Source organism: Notoacmeibacter marinus (assembly GCF_002238045.1).
Taxonomy (GTDB): Bacteria; Pseudomonadota; Alphaproteobacteria; order Rhizobiales; family Rhizobiaceae; genus Notoacmeibacter; species Notoacmeibacter marinus.
Map to the genome: position 1 here is coordinate 1,428,795 of NZ_NBYO01000001.1, position 16,403 is coordinate 1,445,197.

Annotated in this window: 19 protein-coding genes; 18 read left to right on the plus strand and 1 reads right to left on the minus strand. The window is 62.8% G+C overall.

What is annotated here, in order from left to right; genetic code table 11:
• Positions 1–255: 255 nt before the first annotated feature.
• The 9 genes from rcdA to B7H23_RS06895 all read left to right on the plus strand — a co-directional run bounded on the left by rcdA (position 256) and on the right by B7H23_RS06895 (position 5,491).
• Positions 256–777, plus strand: a complete 522-nt coding sequence (gene rcdA / locus B7H23_RS06855) for a protease adaptor protein RcdA (RefSeq protein ID WP_094076552.1) — start codon at positions 256–258, stop codon at positions 775–777.
• Between the two features lie 159 nt (positions 778–936).
• On the plus strand, positions 937–1,455 hold the full coding sequence (gene ruvC, locus B7H23_RS06860) for a crossover junction endodeoxyribonuclease RuvC (protein WP_094076553.1): 519 nt from the start codon (positions 937–939) through the stop codon (positions 1,453–1,455).
• A 71-nt stretch (positions 1,456–1,526) separates the two neighbouring features.
• Entirely contained in the window at positions 1,527–1,775 is a 249-nt protein-coding gene (locus tag B7H23_RS06865) for an AbrB/MazE/SpoVT family DNA-binding domain-containing protein (protein ID WP_094076554.1), read from the plus strand.
• A complete protein-coding gene (locus B7H23_RS06870; protein ID WP_094076555.1) occupies positions 1,759–2,193 on the plus strand; it encodes a type II toxin-antitoxin system VapC family toxin in 435 nt (144 codons plus the stop codon). The genes B7H23_RS06865 and B7H23_RS06870 overlap by 17 nt, the downstream gene beginning before the upstream one ends.
• Positions 2,190–2,804, plus strand: a complete 615-nt coding sequence (gene ruvA / locus B7H23_RS06875; RefSeq protein WP_094076556.1) for a Holliday junction branch migration protein RuvA — start codon at positions 2,190–2,192, stop codon at positions 2,802–2,804. The genes B7H23_RS06870 and ruvA overlap by 4 nt, the downstream gene beginning before the upstream one ends.
• A 53-nt stretch (positions 2,805–2,857) precedes the next feature.
• Positions 2,858–3,133 carry an AbrB/MazE/SpoVT family DNA-binding domain-containing protein gene (locus B7H23_RS06880; protein WP_094076557.1) on the plus strand — a complete coding sequence of 92 codons (276 nt, stop codon included), beginning with the start codon at positions 2,858–2,860 and terminating at the stop codon, positions 3,131–3,133.
• Positions 3,130–3,534, plus strand: a complete 405-nt coding sequence (locus B7H23_RS06885) for a PIN domain-containing protein (RefSeq protein ID WP_094076558.1) — start codon at positions 3,130–3,132, stop codon at positions 3,532–3,534. Before B7H23_RS06880 ends, B7H23_RS06885 begins: the two co-directional genes overlap by 4 nt.
• The gene (gene ruvB / locus B7H23_RS06890) at positions 3,531–4,568 is read left to right on the plus strand and encodes a Holliday junction branch migration DNA helicase RuvB (protein ID WP_094076559.1); all 1,038 of its coding nucleotides are present in this window, start codon (positions 3,531–3,533) and stop codon (positions 4,566–4,568) included. Before B7H23_RS06885 ends, ruvB begins: the two co-directional genes overlap by 4 nt.
• The gene (locus tag B7H23_RS06895; protein ID WP_094076560.1) at positions 4,568–5,491 is read left to right on the plus strand and encodes a metallophosphoesterase; all 924 of its coding nucleotides are present in this window, start codon (positions 4,568–4,570) and stop codon (positions 5,489–5,491) included. Before ruvB ends, B7H23_RS06895 begins: the two co-directional genes overlap by 1 nt.
• 24 nt (positions 5,492–5,515) lie before the next feature.
• Here the strand turns inward: B7H23_RS06895 and B7H23_RS06900 are convergent, their stop codons facing one another.
• Positions 5,516–6,772, minus strand: coding sequence for a glycoside hydrolase family 5 protein (locus B7H23_RS06900; RefSeq protein ID WP_158215787.1), 1,257 nt, complete (start codon positions 6,770–6,772; stop codon positions 5,516–5,518).
• 66 nt (positions 6,773–6,838) lie between these two features.
• Between B7H23_RS06900 and ybgC the strand changes: the two genes are divergently transcribed.
• The 9 genes from ybgC to ftsH all read left to right on the plus strand — a co-directional run bounded on the left by ybgC (position 6,839) and on the right by ftsH (position 16,178).
• Positions 6,839–7,339 carry a tol-pal system-associated acyl-CoA thioesterase gene (gene ybgC, locus B7H23_RS15865; protein ID WP_143534733.1) on the plus strand — a complete coding sequence of 167 codons (501 nt, stop codon included), beginning with the start codon at positions 6,839–6,841 and terminating at the stop codon, positions 7,337–7,339.
• Positions 7,340–7,539: 200 nt separating this feature from the next.
• On the plus strand, positions 7,540–8,271 hold the full coding sequence (gene tolQ, locus B7H23_RS06905) for a protein TolQ (RefSeq protein ID WP_094076562.1): 732 nt from the start codon (positions 7,540–7,542) through the stop codon (positions 8,269–8,271).
• A gap of 16 nt (positions 8,272–8,287) precedes the next feature.
• Complete coding sequence (gene tolR, locus B7H23_RS06910; protein WP_240535025.1) at positions 8,288–8,734, plus strand: protein TolR; 447 nt, start codon at positions 8,288–8,290, stop codon at positions 8,732–8,734.
• A 9-nt stretch (positions 8,735–8,743) separates the two neighbouring features.
• A complete protein-coding gene (gene tolA, locus B7H23_RS06915; protein WP_094076564.1) occupies positions 8,744–9,793 on the plus strand; it encodes a cell envelope integrity protein TolA in 1,050 nt (349 codons plus the stop codon).
• Positions 9,794–9,821: 28 nt separating this feature from the next.
• Positions 9,822–11,129, plus strand: coding sequence for a Tol-Pal system beta propeller repeat protein TolB (tolB, locus tag B7H23_RS06920; RefSeq protein WP_173861899.1), 1,308 nt, complete (start codon positions 9,822–9,824; stop codon positions 11,127–11,129).
• Between the two features lie 187 nt (positions 11,130–11,316).
• A complete protein-coding gene (pal, locus tag B7H23_RS06925) occupies positions 11,317–11,814 on the plus strand; it encodes a peptidoglycan-associated lipoprotein Pal (protein ID WP_094076566.1) in 498 nt (165 codons plus the stop codon).
• Positions 11,815–11,990: 176 nt separating this feature from the next.
• Positions 11,991–12,986 carry a tol-pal system protein YbgF gene (gene ybgF, locus B7H23_RS06930; RefSeq protein WP_158215788.1) on the plus strand — a complete coding sequence of 332 codons (996 nt, stop codon included), beginning with the start codon at positions 11,991–11,993 and terminating at the stop codon, positions 12,984–12,986.
• A complete protein-coding gene (gene tilS / locus B7H23_RS06935; RefSeq protein ID WP_094076568.1) occupies positions 12,980–14,158 on the plus strand; it encodes a tRNA lysidine(34) synthetase TilS in 1,179 nt (392 codons plus the stop codon). The genes ybgF and tilS overlap by 7 nt, the downstream gene beginning before the upstream one ends.
• Before the next feature lie 97 nt (positions 14,159–14,255).
• Positions 14,256–16,178: an ATP-dependent zinc metalloprotease FtsH gene (gene ftsH / locus B7H23_RS06940; RefSeq protein ID WP_094076934.1), complete on the plus strand. Its 1,923-nt coding sequence runs from the start codon at positions 14,256–14,258 to the stop codon at positions 16,176–16,178.
• Positions 16,179–16,403: the final 225 nt, after the last annotated feature.

Consider the following 16,403-nt stretch of genomic DNA (forward strand, 5'->3'; position numbering starts at 1 on the left):
ATCCGGTTCACGCCGGTTTCATCCGGATGGTTCTTTCCTTCCGTTTGACGCTCCCTGTAAGATTTCTACGGCCGTTCCTCGCGAGCGGCCTTTTTTTTATCCGGCGATGGGAGGGAACTCCCCGTTTTCCCCCGGCGTTAACTGTTCTTTAATGCTATGCTTGCCGTCGGCACCCTCATGGGTCAATTTCGCTCGACCGCGTGACCGAAGGGCGGCATGGCGGACGGATTGAGCGGCGGGACGGGGCGACACCGAATGAATGACAGCAACAGACAGGGCGGTGAAACCGTGCGACTGGCCGAACGGCGAATCTTTTCCGATTCGTTCCGCGAACTCTACGCGACGGGCATGACCCTTGTGGAAGATGCGGCGGGCTATCTGGACGGCGAAGGTCGCACTGCGGCTCGCCAGCTGAGCCAGGTGTCCGCCACGCTCTATGCCGCAGAATCCATGCGTTTGACCACGCGGCTGATGCAAATTGCCTCATGGCTTCTTCTGCAGCGCGCCGCCAATGCCGGCGAAATGACGCGCGAGCAGGTGGCCACGGAAAAGAAGAAGGTCAATCTCGACGCGGCGGTTTCCGACCGAAACGCGCCGGGATGGGATGGCCTGAGCGAAGAATTTCTGGATCTCGTCGACCGGTCGCTGTCGTTGCAGCGGCTCGTCCAACGCGTCGATGCGGAACTTTACGGCCAAAGCGCCGACCTTGAGGATCTGGATGCGGAAAATCCGGTCGGCGCGCAGATGGACCTGCTTCGAACTGCGTTCAGCCGTTAGGGCCGGCCGGTTCTGCCGAGCGCCGTGCCGGCTGCGCGGCAACCTGCCGCAATCGGTTCACGTCGTCGACGCGGCGGGTCGGAACGATTTCCGTGAATTTTGTTTCTTTTTTGTTCACACTCTCTGGCGATGATTTTCGTCATGGAGCACAGTCCCGCTATGGCGCAATCACCGATTCGCATTATCGGCATCGATCCCGGCCTTCGCCGCATGGGCTGGGGTGTGGTGGAGAGCCTCGGCTCGTCGCTGCGTTTCGTTGCGGCCGGCACGATCACATCCGACGGCAAGGCCGATCTGGCCAGCCGGCTTTGCCAGTTGCATGATGGGCTTTCGGAAGTGGTTCATGCGTGGCAGCCGCATGAGGCAAGCGTCGAGATCACCTTCGTCAACAAGGATGCCGGCGCGACATTGAAGCTTGGCCAGGCGCGCGGGATTGCCATGCTGGTGCCAGCGCGGGCCGGGCTGCCGGTCGCCGAATATGCGCCCAATGCGGTGAAGAAGGCCGTGATCGGCGTCGGCCATGGCGACAAGAAGCAGATCCAGATGATGCTGCGCGTTCTGATGTCCAAAGCGCGCTATGACAGCGACGATGCCGCCGACGCGCTCGCCATCGCGATCTGTCATGCCAACAATCGGGTCGGCGACGCTGCGCGCAAGGCGCTGATGAGGGCGATCTAGACATCTGTTCTTGACGTGTTCCAATTGGTAAGATATTTTCCGAATAATTCTTACTTCCTTGGAGCCTCGCCATGCGCGTATCGGAGAAGGGTCAGATCACACTGCCCAAGGCGCTGCGGGAAGCAGCGGGTATTGCCCCCAATTCGGAGGTTCGGATCAGTTTCGAGGGTGGACGTTTGATCGTCGAGCCGAGCGATGGAGCCAGCCGTGAGGCCATCGCGCTAAGGGTTCGACGCTTCAGCAAAGCGCTCGACGCGCTGACGGGAACGGGCAATCCGTCCATCTCGACAGACGATGTGATGGATGCGACCCGTGGATGAACGGGCCGTTCTTGTCGATTCCAACATACTGATCGACATCTCGTCCTGCGATCCTGTCTGGTATCGATGGTCCAGGGAAAATCTGGAGGAGCTTGCGGGAGAGCGCCTTATCCTCAACCCGATCGTTCTCAGCGAGTTTTCGGTGCGCTTCGAAACCATGGAGGCCGCGGACGATGCGCTCGCCGCGCTCGAACTGAATCGCGAAAACCTCCCTTGGGAGGCCGGTTTCGTTGCTGGCCGGGCATTTCATGTTTATCGCCAGGCGGGCGGAGCAAGAGAACGGACCCTTCCGGATTTTCTAATCGGTGCGCATGCCTATGTGATGGGTCATCGCCTGCTGACACGCGACGGGCGGCGCTACCGGACTTATTTTCCAGGTCTCGACTTGATCGCACCTGCGGAGGAACAACACTCATGATCGGGCGGTTGAAGGGTACAGTCGACGAGATCGCCGACGATCATGTGATCCTCGATGTGCATGGCGTCGGCTATGTGGCGCATTGTCCGATGCGCACGCTGTCGTCGCTGCATGAGGGCGAAGCGGCGGTACTGCAGATCGAGACCATCGTGCGCGAGGATATGATCCGGCTCTACGGTTTCGGTTCAGGTCTGGAACGCGAATGGTTCCGCTTGCTCATGACGGTGCAAGGCGTCGGTGCGAAGGTTGCGCTGGCGATCCTTTCGACGCTGGCGGCGTCCGACCTCGCCAATGCAGTCGCGTTGCAGGACAAGGCGATGGTCGCCCGCGCGCCGGGTGTCGGGCCGAAGGTCGCGCAGCGAATCGTCACCGAACTGAAAAACCGTGCGCCGGCACTGGCGGGCGAACTCGCCTCATCGATCGGCCTGTCGCAGGAACTGGGCGAGGGCGTCGCGCCCGCGCCAGTTGCCGACGCCGTATCGGCGCTGACCAATCTCGGCTATGGGCGCGATCAGGCGGCCGGGGCGGTTGCCGCCGCGCTCAAGGATGCTGGCGAGGACGCCGACAGCGCCAAGCTCATCCGGCTCGGACTGAAGGAACTGGCGGGGTAAGCCAAGAAGGCCTATATCCTTACTCGTATGGGATATGTAAGGAATCTATGCAAATGGATTACACGTCACGTATCACTTCGAAAGGCCAGACGACGATTCCCTCGGACATCCGGGCAAAGCTCGGCGTCGGAAGCGGAGATACGATACGCTATGTTCTCTCAGGGGACAGAGCCTATATCGTCCCGCGAAACCGGCCAGCCTCCGTCATTTTCGATGTCCTCGCCCGTTACGCCATTCCCGATACAACGATTGCCGACTATCGGAACGCAGCGGAGGACGAAGCCGCTGAGCGGGTACGAGTCGGCAATTCAGAGGACAGCGCGGCGTGACCCTGATCGGCCTTGACGCCAATATCCTTTTACGCGCCATGCTGAACGACGATACCGCTCAATCACCAATGGCCAAGAACCTTCTATCGTCGCTCGGGCCGGAGCGACCGGGCTATATTGGCGTGTCGGTCGTGCTGGAGATTTTCTGGGTATTGAAGCGCCGTTATCGGGTGCCGAAAAATGAGATTGCGGACGTTTTCGACGCCTATCTCACCATCGAGCATATAGAATTCGAAAGCTTTGACGCCATCAAGCGCGCACTCTCTCAGTTCCGCGAAGAGGCGGTCGATTTTCCGGACGTGCTTCTGGCTGAGCGCAACCGGGCAGACGGGTGCGAGATGACCATGACGTTCGACCAGAACGCGGCGCGTCGCGTCAACTGGATGGAGCTACTGCAATGAGCCAGCCTGACCGCCTGATCGATGCCGAGAAGCGCGGCGAAGACGTCGATACGGCGCTGCGCCCGCAGGTGCTCGACGATTTCGTCGGCCAGGCGGCGGCGCGCGCCAACCTCAAGGTCTTCATCGAGGCGGCGAAGAGCCGCGGCGAGGCGCTCGACCACGTGCTGTTCGTCGGCCCGCCCGGCCTCGGCAAGACGACGCTGGCGCAGATCATGGCGCGCGAACTCGGCGTCAATTTCCGCTCCACTTCCGGCCCGGTCATCGCCAAAGCCGGCGATCTGGCGGCGCTGCTGACCAATCTGGAAGATCGCGACGTCCTCTTCATCGACGAGATTCACAGGCTGAGCCCGGCCGTGGAGGAAATCCTTTATCCGGCGATGGAGGATTTCCAGCTCGATCTCATCATCGGCGAGGGGCCGGCGGCGCGCAGCGTGAAGATCGATCTGGCGCGGTTCACCCTGGTCGCCGCGACGACACGGCTCGGCCTTCTGACCACGCCGCTGCGCGACCGGTTCGGCATTCCCGTGCGGCTGGATTTCTACACCGCCGACGAACTGGAACTGATCGTCCGGCGCGGCGCGCGGCTGATGGGGCTGCCGATGACGGATGACGGCGCAAAGGAGATCGCGACGCGCGCACGCGGCACGCCGCGTATTGCCGGGAGACTGCTGCGGCGCGTCCGCGATTTCGCCGAGGTCGCGAAGGCCGAAGCGGTCGACGCCACCATCGCCGACGAGGCGCTCGGACGGCTGGAGGTCGACAAGCGCGGGCTCGATTCGCTCGACCGGCGCTACCTCTTTCTCATCGCTCGGCATTTTGGCGGCGGACCGGTCGGTATCGAGACGATCGCGGCGGCGCTTTCCGAACCGCGCGACGCCATTGAGGACATAATCGAGCCTTATCTGATCCAGCAGGGGTTCATTCAGCGAACCCCGCGCGGCCGGATCATGACGGCGGGCGCCTGGAGCCATATTGGCCTGCCGGCCCCGCAGAACATGACCGCCGTTCAACAGGGTCTGTTCGAGGACGAATAATGCCAAGCCGGCGGACGGCGATGAAGATACTGGGCGGAGCGGCCCTGGCCGGTCTTGCCGCGACGTCGGCTTTGGCGGCGGACACCTTCGTGCGCCTGCGGGTGCAGCGCTATCGGCTGACGCCGCCGGGCTGGCCGGAAGATCTGTCGCTTCGTATCGCGCTGCTTGGCGACCTCCATGCCTGCTATCCATGGATGCGGCCATCGCGCATTCGCACCATCGTCAATGCGATGAATGCGCTTCAACCCGACATTCAACTGCTCCTCGGCGACTATCTTTCCGGCATGCAGCTGTCGTTCGGCCAGGTGCCGCCGGAGCAATGGGGCGCGGAACTGGCGCGGCTGAAAGCGCCGCTGGGCGTTCACGCCGTGCTGGGCAATCACGACTGGATCGACGATCCGATTGCCGAGCAGACGGAGGATAGTCCTTCGACGGCGCGCCAGGCGCTGCAGGATGCCGGGATCGCGGTTTATGAAAACGATGCGCGGCGGATCGAGACGGCGGATGGCGCGTTCTGGCTGGCCGGGCTCGGCGATCAGATGGGCAGCTACATCGGGACGGTCGACGGCATTTCGCGGCGCGTCGCGCGCGACGATCTGCCCGGCACGATGGCGCAGATCGCCGACGATGGCGCGCCGGTGCTGCTGATGGCGCACGAGCCCGACATCTTCCCGGATGTGCCGGCGCGCGTCAGCCTGATCCTCTCCGGCCATACGCATGGCGGGCAGATCGTGCCGTTCGGCTGGGCGCCCGTCGTGCCGCGCATCCGCAAACATCTCGATTATCGCTACGGCCATTATCGCGATAATAGGCGCGACCTGCTGATCACCGGCGGCGTCGGCTGCTCCATCCTGCCCATCCGCATCGGCATGGCGCCGGAAATCGTGCTGCTCGAACTAGGCGGCCAGGCGGCGACGGGCTGAGCCAAGTCCGGAAAAGCGGAAGAGTCAGCGTTCGTCCGGCGGCAGGTTGCGGACGGTGTTCAGAACGTTCGGCTCGGCCGGTTCGTCGCCAAAGGCGGTGACGATGCCGAAGGCGCCGCCCCAGCCCCACATCGCCCAGCCGAAACCGTAGCGCTCGGCCAGTTCGATGGTCCGGCTGTAGTAGGCCGCACGGTTGGCGGGATCGGTGCTATCCGGTCTGTCATATTCCTGACGGATCATGCCAAACTCGCCCAAGAAGATGCGGTCCGCCGCGATGCTATGCTGCTCGGCCCATCGGGATACGGTCGCGAAGGGCGTCACCATGTCGAGGACGAGTTCGTCCCGCGTATCGATCTTGGCGAACTCCTCCTCGATATAGGCGGCGATACCGGCGCGTCGCAGGAAAGGCGCATCGGTGCGAACCCGACGAAGCGTTTCTGCAAGACCGTTCCGGGCACGCTCCTCGTTCTCGTCATAGGTCGGGAAGGGCAGTCCCGTGACGTGCGGCGCGACGTCGCCCGCCCAGCCCGCGCCCTGGTGGGTCAGCAGGAAGGGGGCGTAGGAGTGGAAGGTGAAGAGCGTGTCGTCGTCGAACGGGGTGGGATCGAGCGCGGCGAGTCCGTCGGCATGGCTCATGCAACCCCCGGTGGCGATGACGGTCAGATCGGGCGCCTTGGCGCGGATCGCGCCATAAAGCGCTTCCATGCGGCGCTGCCAGTCCGGCGCGGCGGCCAGGTCGCATTCGGTCGGCGGCTCGTTGATCGGCTCGAAGGCGATGGCATTCGTCTCGAAGCGCGCCAGGCGGCCGGCGAAATCGCCGACGAGCGCCAGATAGTCGGCCCAGCGCTGTTCATCGGTGAAGAGGCCGTGCGGCGTCTGCCCGTCCGGTATCAGATGCAGGTCGAAAACGACCCTGAAACCCATGCCGGTCAGCTTTTTCGCGCTGGCGATGACGGAAGCGCGCAGCTGCTCCTGCAGATCCGAGGCGCGCGGCGAAAGGAAGGGGCGCGGATCGACCGGCATCCGGATCGTGTCGATGCCTGCGTCGCGGACCATAGCAAGCTGGTCGTCGGTGACATGTTGCCGCCATTCGGGGAAGGGCAGCATGGTCGACGGATCGCCCCACTTCTCCTCCGCCGGCCAGAGCACCCAGATGTCCATGTTGAGGCCGCGCCCGGGGCGAAATCCGCCGGCAAGCGACGGCAGCGCCATAGAGAGCAGTAGGGCGACGATCAGCCCGATATGCCAAACGACCTTGAGCCGCGTGAAATGAAATGCCATCTGGGACGGCTCCAGCTTGAGGGATCGGCTGAACTCTGCAGCAAGGAGCGTGGAAGGAAAAGCGCGATGGCACATCATGATGAATCGGCGGCGGCGCCATTGGACGCAGAGCGGGACGCTCTGGCCGGTTGGATCGAGGGCGGCGTTCACCATCTGCCGGCGCGGGTCTACTACGCCGATACCGATTTCTCCGGTGTGGTCTACCATGCCCGCTATCTGGAATTTCTGGAGCGCGGCCGCTCGGACTTCCTGCGACTGCACGACATCCACCACACCGAATTGCTGGCGCGGCCCGAGGACGAAGCACTGGTGTGGGTCGTTCGCCGCATGGAAATCGATTTCCGGGCTTCGGCGAAGATCGACGACGTGCTGACGGTCCAGACCGCGATCGCCGCTTTGTCGGGAGCGCGTGTTACGATGGAACAGCGAATCGTTCGGGGAGACTCGATTCTGATCGCGGCGAAGGTGCACGCTGCGATCATCGACCGGGCGGGAAAACCTCGTCGTCTGCCGCGGGATTGGCGCGATGCGTTTGCCGCAACGGCAGGGTCTGCAATCCAGACGTGAATGCCATATTTCGGACACGGAATCCTAACGCGCCATTAACTACGGTGCGTTAACCCTGTTTTTGATGAGCGAAGAGAAGTCAAACGCCTTCCATTCGCCAAAATTACACGGGAAAAGCCAAAAAACGGACATCTGGCGTTTCTTTCATCTCAGGCGATGACCGCCGGCGTGCTGTCCGAACCTTCAGGGGAACGTTAATCATGGAACAGGTGGCATTGGCCGCACCGGGTGGCGATATTTCGCTGATCGACCTCTTCATGCAGGCCGGATGGGTGGTCAAGCTGGTGATGATCGGTTTGATCCTGGCTTCGGTCTGGACCTGGGCGATCATCATCGAGAAAAGCCTCTCCTTCCGCCGCATGCGCGCGGCGCTGGACCGTTTCGAAGACAATTTCTGGTCGGGTCAGTCGCTGGAAGAGCTGTACCGCACCCTGTCCGACCGTCGCAATTCGGGCATGGCGGCTATTTTCGTCTCGGCCATGCGCGAGTGGAAGAAGAGTTTCGAGCGCGGCGCGCGCAGTGCCGCGCCCCTTCAGAGCCGTATCGACAAATCGATGGATCTGGCGCTGGCCCGGGAGATGGAGGGGCTTGAGAGCCGGCTCGGCTTCCTGGCGACCATCGGGTCGGCTGCGCCCTTTATCGGTCTTTTCGGCACGGTGGTCGGCATCATGACCTCGTTCCAGGCGATCGCCGCTTCGAAACAGACATCGCTTGCGGTTGTCGCGCCGGGCATTGCCGAGGCGCTGCTCGCCACCGCCATCGGTCTCGTCGCGGCCATTCCCGCCGTGATGGCCTATAACAAGCTGTCGGGAGACGCGAACAAGCTGGGCGGCCGGATGGAAGGCTTCGCCGACGAGTTTTCCGCCATTCTGTCGCGCCAGATCGACGAACGTTCCGCAGCCAATCGCAGCGCCCCTCAGGCGGCAGCGTAAGGGGCGGATCATGGCAATGGGCGCTCCTTCGGCAAATGCAAGTGCGGGTCGGCGTGGACGCCGGCGGCGCTCGCGAACCGGCGTCATTTCGGAAATCAACGTGACGCCCCTCGTCGACGTGATGCTGGTGCTGCTGATCATCTTCATGGTTGCGGCGCCGCTGATGACAGTCGGCGTGCCCGTCGATCTTCCCGATACCGACGCCGCGCCGATGAACAGCGACACGGAGCCGCTGGTCGTCTCGGTCGATGGCGAGGGGCGCATCTTCTTGCAGGAGACCGAACTTCAGCTCGACGAGGTCGTGCCGAAACTGCAGGCTATCAAGGACGCCAAGGGCGACGCGCGCATCTTCGTGCGCGGCGACAGGGACATCGACTATGGCAGTGTGATGCGGGTGATGGCCCGCATTCAGTCCGGCGGGTTCAACAATGTGGGCCTGGTCACGGTTCAGGAGGACGGCTGACGCCATCTCATGAAGACGGGTCTTGCCAGTTCTGTTCTTCTTCATCTCGGCGTGCTGGGGTTTGCGGTCATTTCGCTTTCCTCGCCCAAGCCGTTCGAGATCGATGAGGCTATTGCGGTGACGGCCATCTCCGAGACCGAACTCAACCAGCTTGTCAAAGGCGAACGGCGCGCCGACAAGGAAGAGCCGCCGGCACCCGAAAAAGTCGAGGCCGATGAGTTGCGCACCGATGCGGTGAATGTCGGATCGAATGTCGCCGATCTGGACAATGCGCCGAGCGCTCTGCCGTCCGAACGCAAGGTCGAAAGCTCGGCCGCTGCCGCGCCGCCTCTGCCCATGGCGCGGCCGGAACCGAAGGAAAAGCCGGTCGAAGTCGCCAAGGCCGAACCGGAGCCGGAACCCGAAAAGGAAGAGAAGGCGGAGCCCAAGACCGAACCCGAAATCGATCCGGTGGCGGAACTGCTGAAAAAGGCCGAGCAGGAGCGCCAGCAGCAGGAAGAGCAGCGGCAGGCTGAAGAGGCCAAGAAGAAAGCCGAAGAGGAAAAGCGCAAGGCGGTCGAGGAAGAGGAGCGCAAGAAGCGCGAACTTGCCGAAGCCGAAGCCAAGCGGAAGGCCGAGGCAGAAGCCAAGAAACTGGCCGAGGCCAAGGCGTTGGAAGACGATATAAAAGCCCTCATCAACAAGCAGGATGAGAAGGGCGGGGGCGCGCGGGCCAGCACGAAGACTGCCGGCGCAGGCGCCAGCCGCACCAATGCGCCCAAGCTCTCGGCGTCCGAGATGGCGGCGCTGCGCGATCAGCTCGGCGGCTGCTGGAGCATCGATGCGGGCATTGTCGAAGCGGACAGTCTGCTCGTCTCGGTCACATTCTCGCTGGATCAGAATGGAAAACTGGAAGGGCAGCCGCGCGTCACGAAATCGTCAGGCAATCCGCAATTCGACCGCAGCGCGGTGCGCGCCATTCAGAAATGCAATATACAAGGCCTTCGCGTACCCGAAGGAAAATATGAGACCTGGCGCGAGGTGATCGTCAATTTCGATCCCCGCGACATGTTCTTCTAAGCCGCCAAAGGACCTCATACTCTTTATGATGAACCGATTTTTTCGCCTTCTTACGCGCACTGGCCTGGCCGCCGCGGCCGGTCTGTGGCTCGTCCTGCCGGCGCAGGCCGTCGTCGAGATCGACGTCAATCGCGGCACGGTGGAGCCGTTGCCGATTGCGATCACCGATTTTCTCAGCGAAGACGGGCTGGGCAAGCAGGTGAGCGAAGTGATCGCCGCCGACCTGGCTCGCTCAGGACTGTTCCGGCCGATCGACAGCGCCGCGTTCATCCAGCAGATCGACAACCCCGATCAGTCGCCGCGTTTCCAGGACTGGACGGCCATCGATGCGCAGGCCCTCGTTACGGGTCGCATCGTGCCGGATGGCGGGCGGTTGCGCGCCGAGTTCCGCCTCTGGGACACCTACGGCCAGTCGCAGATCATCGGCGAGCAGTTCTTCACAACGCCGGAGAACTGGCGGCGCGTCGCCCATATCATCGCCGATACGATCTACAAGGCGCTGACGGGCGAAGAGGGCTATTTCGACACGCGCGTTGTCTTCGTCGACGAGAGCGGACCGGAAGACAAGCGGATCAAGCGCCTCGCCATCATGGATCAGGACGGCGCCAATCTTCGCTATCTGACCAAGGGCGGGCAGATCGTTCTGACGCCGCGCTTTTCGCCGAACCGTCAGGAGGTGACGTATATGTCCTATGCGGATGGTCAGCCGCGCGTCTATCTGCTGCAGCTGGAGACGGGGCAGCGCGAACTGATCGGCAATATTCCGGGCATGAGTTTTGCGCCGCGCTTCTCTCCCGACGGCAGCAAGGTTGTGATGAGCATCGGTCGGCAGGACGGCAATTCCGACGTCTTCACGATGGATCTTTCCAGTCGCACCATGCAACGGCTGACCGACACCAATGCCATTGACACTTCGCCCTCCTATTCGCCGGAAGCCGGCCAGATCGTCTTCACCTCGGATCGGGGCGGGCCGTCCCAGATCTACAAGATGAATGCCGACGGCTCCGGCCAGACGCGCATCAGCTTCGGCAATGGCAGCTATTCGACACCGGTCTGGAGCCCGCGCGGCGATCTGATCGCCTTCACCAAGCAGACCGGTAGCGAGTTCGCCATCGGTGTGATGAAGCCGGACGGTTCGGGCGAGCGTATCCTGACGTCTGGCTACCTGGTGGAAGGGCCCACCTGGGCGCCGAACGGACGGGTCATCATGTTTTTCAGAGAAGAAGCGGGCGGCGGACCGAAACTGCGCTCGATCGATCTGACGGGCCGCAACGAACAGGCCATTCCGACGCCCAATTTTGCGTCGGACCCGGCCTGGTCGCCCAGGCTCGACTGAGGAGGGACAGGGCGGATCGAACGCTTAGGCAAGGTTCGAGCCGCCACCAAAGCGCCGCCGGCATTCTCGCCGCGCGGCCTGCCGAAACAAGGAGGGCTGGTGAAGATGGCAGGTCATGCCAGATTCGCCGGCCGTCCGATCTGGAACCAGAGGGGCTGCGGCCACCGCATATCAAGGGGTAGCGACCATGCGTCGTCTCATCGAACTTTCTCGTAATCCGGCCATGATCGCACTTGTCGGCGCGCTTGCGCTGACCGGCTGTGCTTCGAAGAAGAACGTGCCGAATTCGCCGGCCGATCTCGGTCTCAACGGGGCCGGGAGCGCTCAACCGGGCACGTCCCAGGACTTCACGGTCAATGTCGGCGACCGTATCTTCTTCGATACCAACAGCTCTGTCATTCGCGCCGATGCGCAGCAGACGCTCGCCAAGCAGGCGCAGTGGCTCGGTCAGTATCCGAACTATTCGATCACGGTCGAAGGCCATGCCGACGAGCGTGGCACGCGGGAGTTCAATATCGGGCTTGGCGCACGGCGCGCCGCCGCCGCCCGCGACTTCCTGGTCAGTCGGGGCGTTTCCAGCAACCGGATCGGCACCGTGTCCTACGGCAAGGAGCGACCGGTAGCCGTCTGCGACGACATTTCGTGCTGGTCGCAGAACCGCCGCGCCGTCACGGTCCTGAAATAGGATCGTCGCGGTTGGTGGGCTTGCCCGTGCGCCCGTGACGAAATTGCAACAATGGCGGACGATCCTTCGTCCGTCCGTATTTTCGGCCAAGTGCTTTGCTTAATCGAGGTCAACGGCAAGGGGCGGTCGACGCGGTCCCGCCGAATGCAAACGATGGCAATCAAGGAACGATGATCATGGCTTTGGCCAAAATCGGTCTTCTGCGCGTGGCGCTCCTGACGGTGGCCGTCTCACTTCCGCTCGGCTCGGCGATGGCAGGACCGTTTTCCATCTTCAAGCGTGACAAAGTGGAAGAGCAGCCTTCGGTTCAGATGGTTCAGGCAACCGATCCGCGCGTTGCGCAACTGGAAGAGCAGGTGCGGCGCCTCAACGGAACGGTGGAGGACCTGAATTTCCAGATCCTTCAATTGCAGGAGCAGATCCGCAAGCAGTTGGAGGATATGCAGTTCCGGCTCGATCAGATGGAAGGCAACTCGCCCGCGCAGGGCGATGGCCAGTCCGGCGCGCTGGAAACCGAAGCACCGGCGAAGGCTGAAGCCGCGCCGGCCGCACCGACGACCCTGTCGCCGGCCGAGGAAGCGCGCGCCGAACTCGGCGACGAAGTTCCAATGGATGCCGTGGAGCATTCTCCGCGCGACGTATCGGTGGACGGCTCGTCTGCGGAACTTGGGGCGCAGCCGCGCGATCTCGGCAATCTGACGCTCGACGATATGGGCAATATCCGCGCCTCCCTGAATGATCCCGGACAGACCGATGACACCATGGTTGCGTCTCTGCCGGCGGAAGGCGCGACCCCCTCGGCTATCTACAGCGAAGCCTATCAACGCGTATTGGCGGGCGACTACGCCAGCGCCGAATCCGGCTTTCGCCGTTTTGGCGAGCAATATCCCGACGATCCGCAGGCCGCCGACGCGCAGTTCTGGTTGGGCGAAAGTCTGCGCGGGCAGGAGCGCTATGCCGATGCGGTCGAGGTTTTCCTGGATGGCACGAAGACCCATGCGGACAGTGACAAGGCGCCGGACATGATGCTCAAGCTCGGTGTCACGCTCGCCGCCATGGGCCAAAGGGATGTTGCCTGCGAAACGCTGCACGCCATTCCAGACCGCTACCCCGATATGTCGGATGCGTTTCGTCTGCGCCTGAAACAGGAGGAGGCCAGCGCTTCGTGCTGACGCGGTCTCCCTCCGCCGAACCCTGTCCCGACGCCCTGGCCGCCGCCACGGCGTCGTTTTCTTTTGCGTTGCCGGCGACCGGGCCGCTCCTGCTGGCCGTTTCCAGCGGCGGCGACAGCATGGCGATGCTGCACCTCGTTCATCGCGCCTTGATAGCGACGGGTGAGACGGCGCGGCTCGGCGTTGCGACGGTCGATCATGGTTTGCGAGCGGGAAGTGCGGATGAAGCGCTCTTCGTGGCGGAGACCTGCCATATGCTCGGCCTTCCGCATAGAACGCTTCGCTGGTCGGGCGCCAAACCACAAACCGGCCTTCAGGCCGCGGCGCGCCATGCGCGCTATCGCCTTCTGAGCGATCTGGCCGCCCCTCTCAACGCGACCATTCTCATCGCTCACACGGCGGACGATCAGAACGAAACCGTAGCGATGCGGGCGCGGCGGGATCCATCGTCCCGGCTTGGACTGTCCGGTATGGCCGATGCGATCTACTGGCGGGCCGGTTCGGGCGGGGCGTGGGTGTGGCGACCGTTCCTCGGCGAAAGCGGACGCTCTCTGCGGCAATGGCTGGATGCGAGCGGGCTGAACTACCGTAACGACCCGTCCAATGACGACCGTCGCTTCGAGCGTATCCGCCTTCGACAAGACCAAGATATTACTGTTGCGGAAGCAAAACCCGGCGATGCCGAGCGCCATGGCGAAACGCGCCGGATGCTGGACCGGGCGGTTGGTTCCTTCATTGCCGATCATGTGGACTGGGTCGCACCACAAACTCTGGCAGTGCGCCACGAATACGCAGCGGACGAAGCCTATGAGGTAGGTGTGGAGGCACTTCGCGTGGTGCTGGCCTTCGCCGGGCAGATCGAATACCGCCCCTCCGGCCCGGCGACGCATGCCATGCTTCGCCAATTGTCGAAAAGCCGCCGGGCCAGCCTGGCGCGATGCGTCATCGAACGCAGCGATGAGGGCCTGCTGATCCGACGGGAGCACCGCCGGCAATATGCCGCTCGCGCCGTACAAAACCTGGCTTCCGCGCCAGCAGACTATGCGCCCCACCCGTTTGAGTCGGCGGTTCCCGTCCACGATCTTGCGACCGCGCGACAGATCGAACGGCTGTGCCGGACGCCACCCACGCCCGAACCGCCGCAATTATTCCTTCATGACATCGGCGATTGAGGCGTTCCATCGCTTGGCACGGGGCGTCCGCATCCCTATCTTGGCTTAGATTGGCATGCAGACTTTGCGTGTCTGGCTTCTCAAAACTGGATCGATCATGAATCCAAACTATCGGAATTTCGTGCTTTGGGCGATCATCGCCGTTCTGCTCGTGGCATTGTTCAATCTCTTTCAGTCGCCGCAGCAGCGGACCGGCGGCAGTGAAGTCGCCTATTCGGAATTCATTAAGGCGGTCGACAATGGCCAGGTGGAATCCGTCACCATCAGCGGCAACCGCATCACCGGCAAATACAGCGACAACGCCACCGGCTTCCAGACCTATTCGCCTGGCGATGAAGGGCTGGTGGAACGGCTGGAGCAGCAGAATGTGGAGATTCAGGCGCGTCCGGAAAGCGACGGCTCCAATTCCATTCTTGGCTATTTCCTGTCCTGGCTGCCGATGATCCTGATTCTCGGCGTGTGGATCTTCTTCATGCGCCAGATGCAGTCGGGCTCCGGTCGGGCGATGGGGTTCGGCAAATCCAAGGCCAAGCTGCTGACCGAAGCGCACGGCCGCGTGACTTTCCAGGACGTCGCCGGTGTGGAGGAAGCCAAGGAAGATCTGGAAGAGATCGTGGAGTTCCTGCGCGATCCGCAGAAGTTCCAGCGCCTCGGCGGCAAGATCCCGAAGGGTGTGCTGCTGGTCGGCCCTCCCGGTACGGGTAAGACGCTTCTGGCCCGCGCCGTTGCGGGTGAGGCGGGTGTGCCGTTCTTCACCATTTCGGGTTCCGACTTCGTGGAAATGTTCGTCGGTGTGGGCGCCAGCCGTGTCCGCGACATGTTCGAGCAGGCCAAGAAGAACAGCCCCTGCATCATCTTCATCGACGAGATCGACGCGGTGGGTCGCCATCGCGGCGCCGGTCTTGGCGGCGGCAATGACGAGCGCGAGCAGACGCTGAACCAGCTTCTGGTCGAAATGGACGGCTTCGAATCGACCGAATCGATCATTCTGATCGCCGCGACCAACCGGCCTGACGTGCTGGACCCTGCTCTACTCCGTCCGGGCCGCTTCGACCGCCAGGTCGTAGTGCCGAACCCTGATATTGCCGGTCGTGAGCGCATTCTGAAGGTGCATGTGCGCAATGTGCCGCTGGCGCCCAATGTCGATCTGAAGGTGCTGGCGCGCGGTACGCCGGGCTTCTCCGGCGCCGATCTTGCCAATCTCGTCAACGAGGCGGCGCTGATGGCGGCGCGGCGCAACAAGCGCCTCGTCACCATGGCCGAGTTCGAGGACGCCAAGGACAAGGTGATGATGGGCGCGGAGCGCCGCTCCTCGGCAATGACGCAGGCCGAGAAGGAACTGACCGCCTATCACGAGGCGGGTCACGCCATCGTTGCGCTCAAGGTGCCGTCGGCCGATCCGGTTCACAAGGCGACCATCATTCCGCGTGGCCGGGCGCTCGGCATGGTGATGCAGTTGCCGGAAGGCGACCGCTATTCGATGAGCTACAAATATATGGTCAGCCGTCTGGCGATCATGATGGGCGGGCGCGTCGCCGAAGAGATCAAGTTCGGCAAGGAGAACATTACCTCCGGCGCGGCTTCCGACATCGAACAGGCGACGAAGCTGGCGCGCGCGATGATCACGCAATGGGGCTTTTCCGACAAGCTCGGCCAAGTCGCCTATGGCGAGAACGAGCAGGAAGTGTTCCTCGGTCACTCGGTGACGCAGAGCAAGAACATCTCCGAAGAAACGGCTCGTGTGATCGATGCGGAAGTGCGCAAGCTCATCGACGATGCGTACTCCGAGGCTCGCCGCATCCTTACCGACGAGCACGATGGCTGGATCGCCCTGGCCGAAGGGTTGCTCGAATATGAGACGCTGACCGGTGAAGAGATCAAGCAGATCATCGCCGGGCATAAGCCCTCGCGCGATGCCGGCGACGATACGCCGCCATCGCGTGGTTCGTCGGTGCCAACGGCAGGCCGTCCGCGCCCCGACGAGTCGGATGGTGGGCTGGAGCCGCAGCCCCAGGGCTGATCTTCAGGCGGTTTCGCAAGACCGACCCCGCTTTGCCGAAGGGCAAGGCGGGGTTTTTCCTTCCCGCCTCCTGTTGCGCCTATGCAACGCGGCAGCGGAAACAATTCCTTCGCCGGCGCCTCTCCCAGCCCCGCCACGTCTTTGCCGCAACCGTCCGCTTTTTCGTTTTCCTTAACCAATGCGGGGACATGCGCCGCATCGGTAACGCGGTGACAATTATCTTGA

Coding starts and splice junctions, on each gene's coding strand:
- B7H23_RS06865 (WP_094076554.1), top strand. CDS start 1,527: ATGCGCGTATCGGAGAAGGGTCAGATCACACTGCCCAAGGCGCTGCGG.
- pal (WP_094076566.1), top strand. CDS start 11,317: ATGCGTCGTCTCATCGAACTTTCTCGTAATCCGGCCATGATCGCACTT.
- rcdA (WP_094076552.1), top strand. CDS start 256: ATGAATGACAGCAACAGACAGGGCGGTGAAACCGTGCGACTGGCCGAA.
- B7H23_RS06895 (WP_094076560.1), top strand. CDS start 4,568: ATGCCAAGCCGGCGGACGGCGATGAAGATACTGGGCGGAGCGGCCCTG.
- ftsH (WP_094076934.1), top strand. CDS start 14,256: ATGAATCCAAACTATCGGAATTTCGTGCTTTGGGCGATCATCGCCGTT.
- tolR (WP_240535025.1), top strand. CDS start 8,288: ATGGGCGCTCCTTCGGCAAATGCAAGTGCGGGTCGGCGTGGACGCCGG.
- ruvB (WP_094076559.1), top strand. CDS start 3,531: ATGAGCCAGCCTGACCGCCTGATCGATGCCGAGAAGCGCGGCGAAGAC.
- ybgF (WP_158215788.1), top strand. CDS start 11,991: ATGGCTTTGGCCAAAATCGGTCTTCTGCGCGTGGCGCTCCTGACGGTG.
- tolA (WP_094076564.1), top strand. CDS start 8,744: ATGAAGACGGGTCTTGCCAGTTCTGTTCTTCTTCATCTCGGCGTGCTG.
- tolB (WP_173861899.1), top strand. CDS start 9,822: ATGAACCGATTTTTTCGCCTTCTTACGCGCACTGGCCTGGCCGCCGCG.
- B7H23_RS06870 (WP_094076555.1), top strand. CDS start 1,759: ATGCGACCCGTGGATGAACGGGCCGTTCTTGTCGATTCCAACATACTG.
- ruvA (WP_094076556.1), top strand. CDS start 2,190: ATGATCGGGCGGTTGAAGGGTACAGTCGACGAGATCGCCGACGATCAT.
- ybgC (WP_143534733.1), top strand. CDS start 6,839: ATGGCACATCATGATGAATCGGCGGCGGCGCCATTGGACGCAGAGCGG.
- tolQ (WP_094076562.1), top strand. CDS start 7,540: ATGGAACAGGTGGCATTGGCCGCACCGGGTGGCGATATTTCGCTGATC.
- B7H23_RS06880 (WP_094076557.1), top strand. CDS start 2,858: ATGGATTACACGTCACGTATCACTTCGAAAGGCCAGACGACGATTCCC.
- ruvC (WP_094076553.1), top strand. CDS start 937: ATGGCGCAATCACCGATTCGCATTATCGGCATCGATCCCGGCCTTCGC.
- B7H23_RS06900 (WP_158215787.1), bottom strand. CDS start 6,772: ATGGCATTTCATTTCACGCGGCTCAAGGTCGTTTGGCATATCGGGCTG.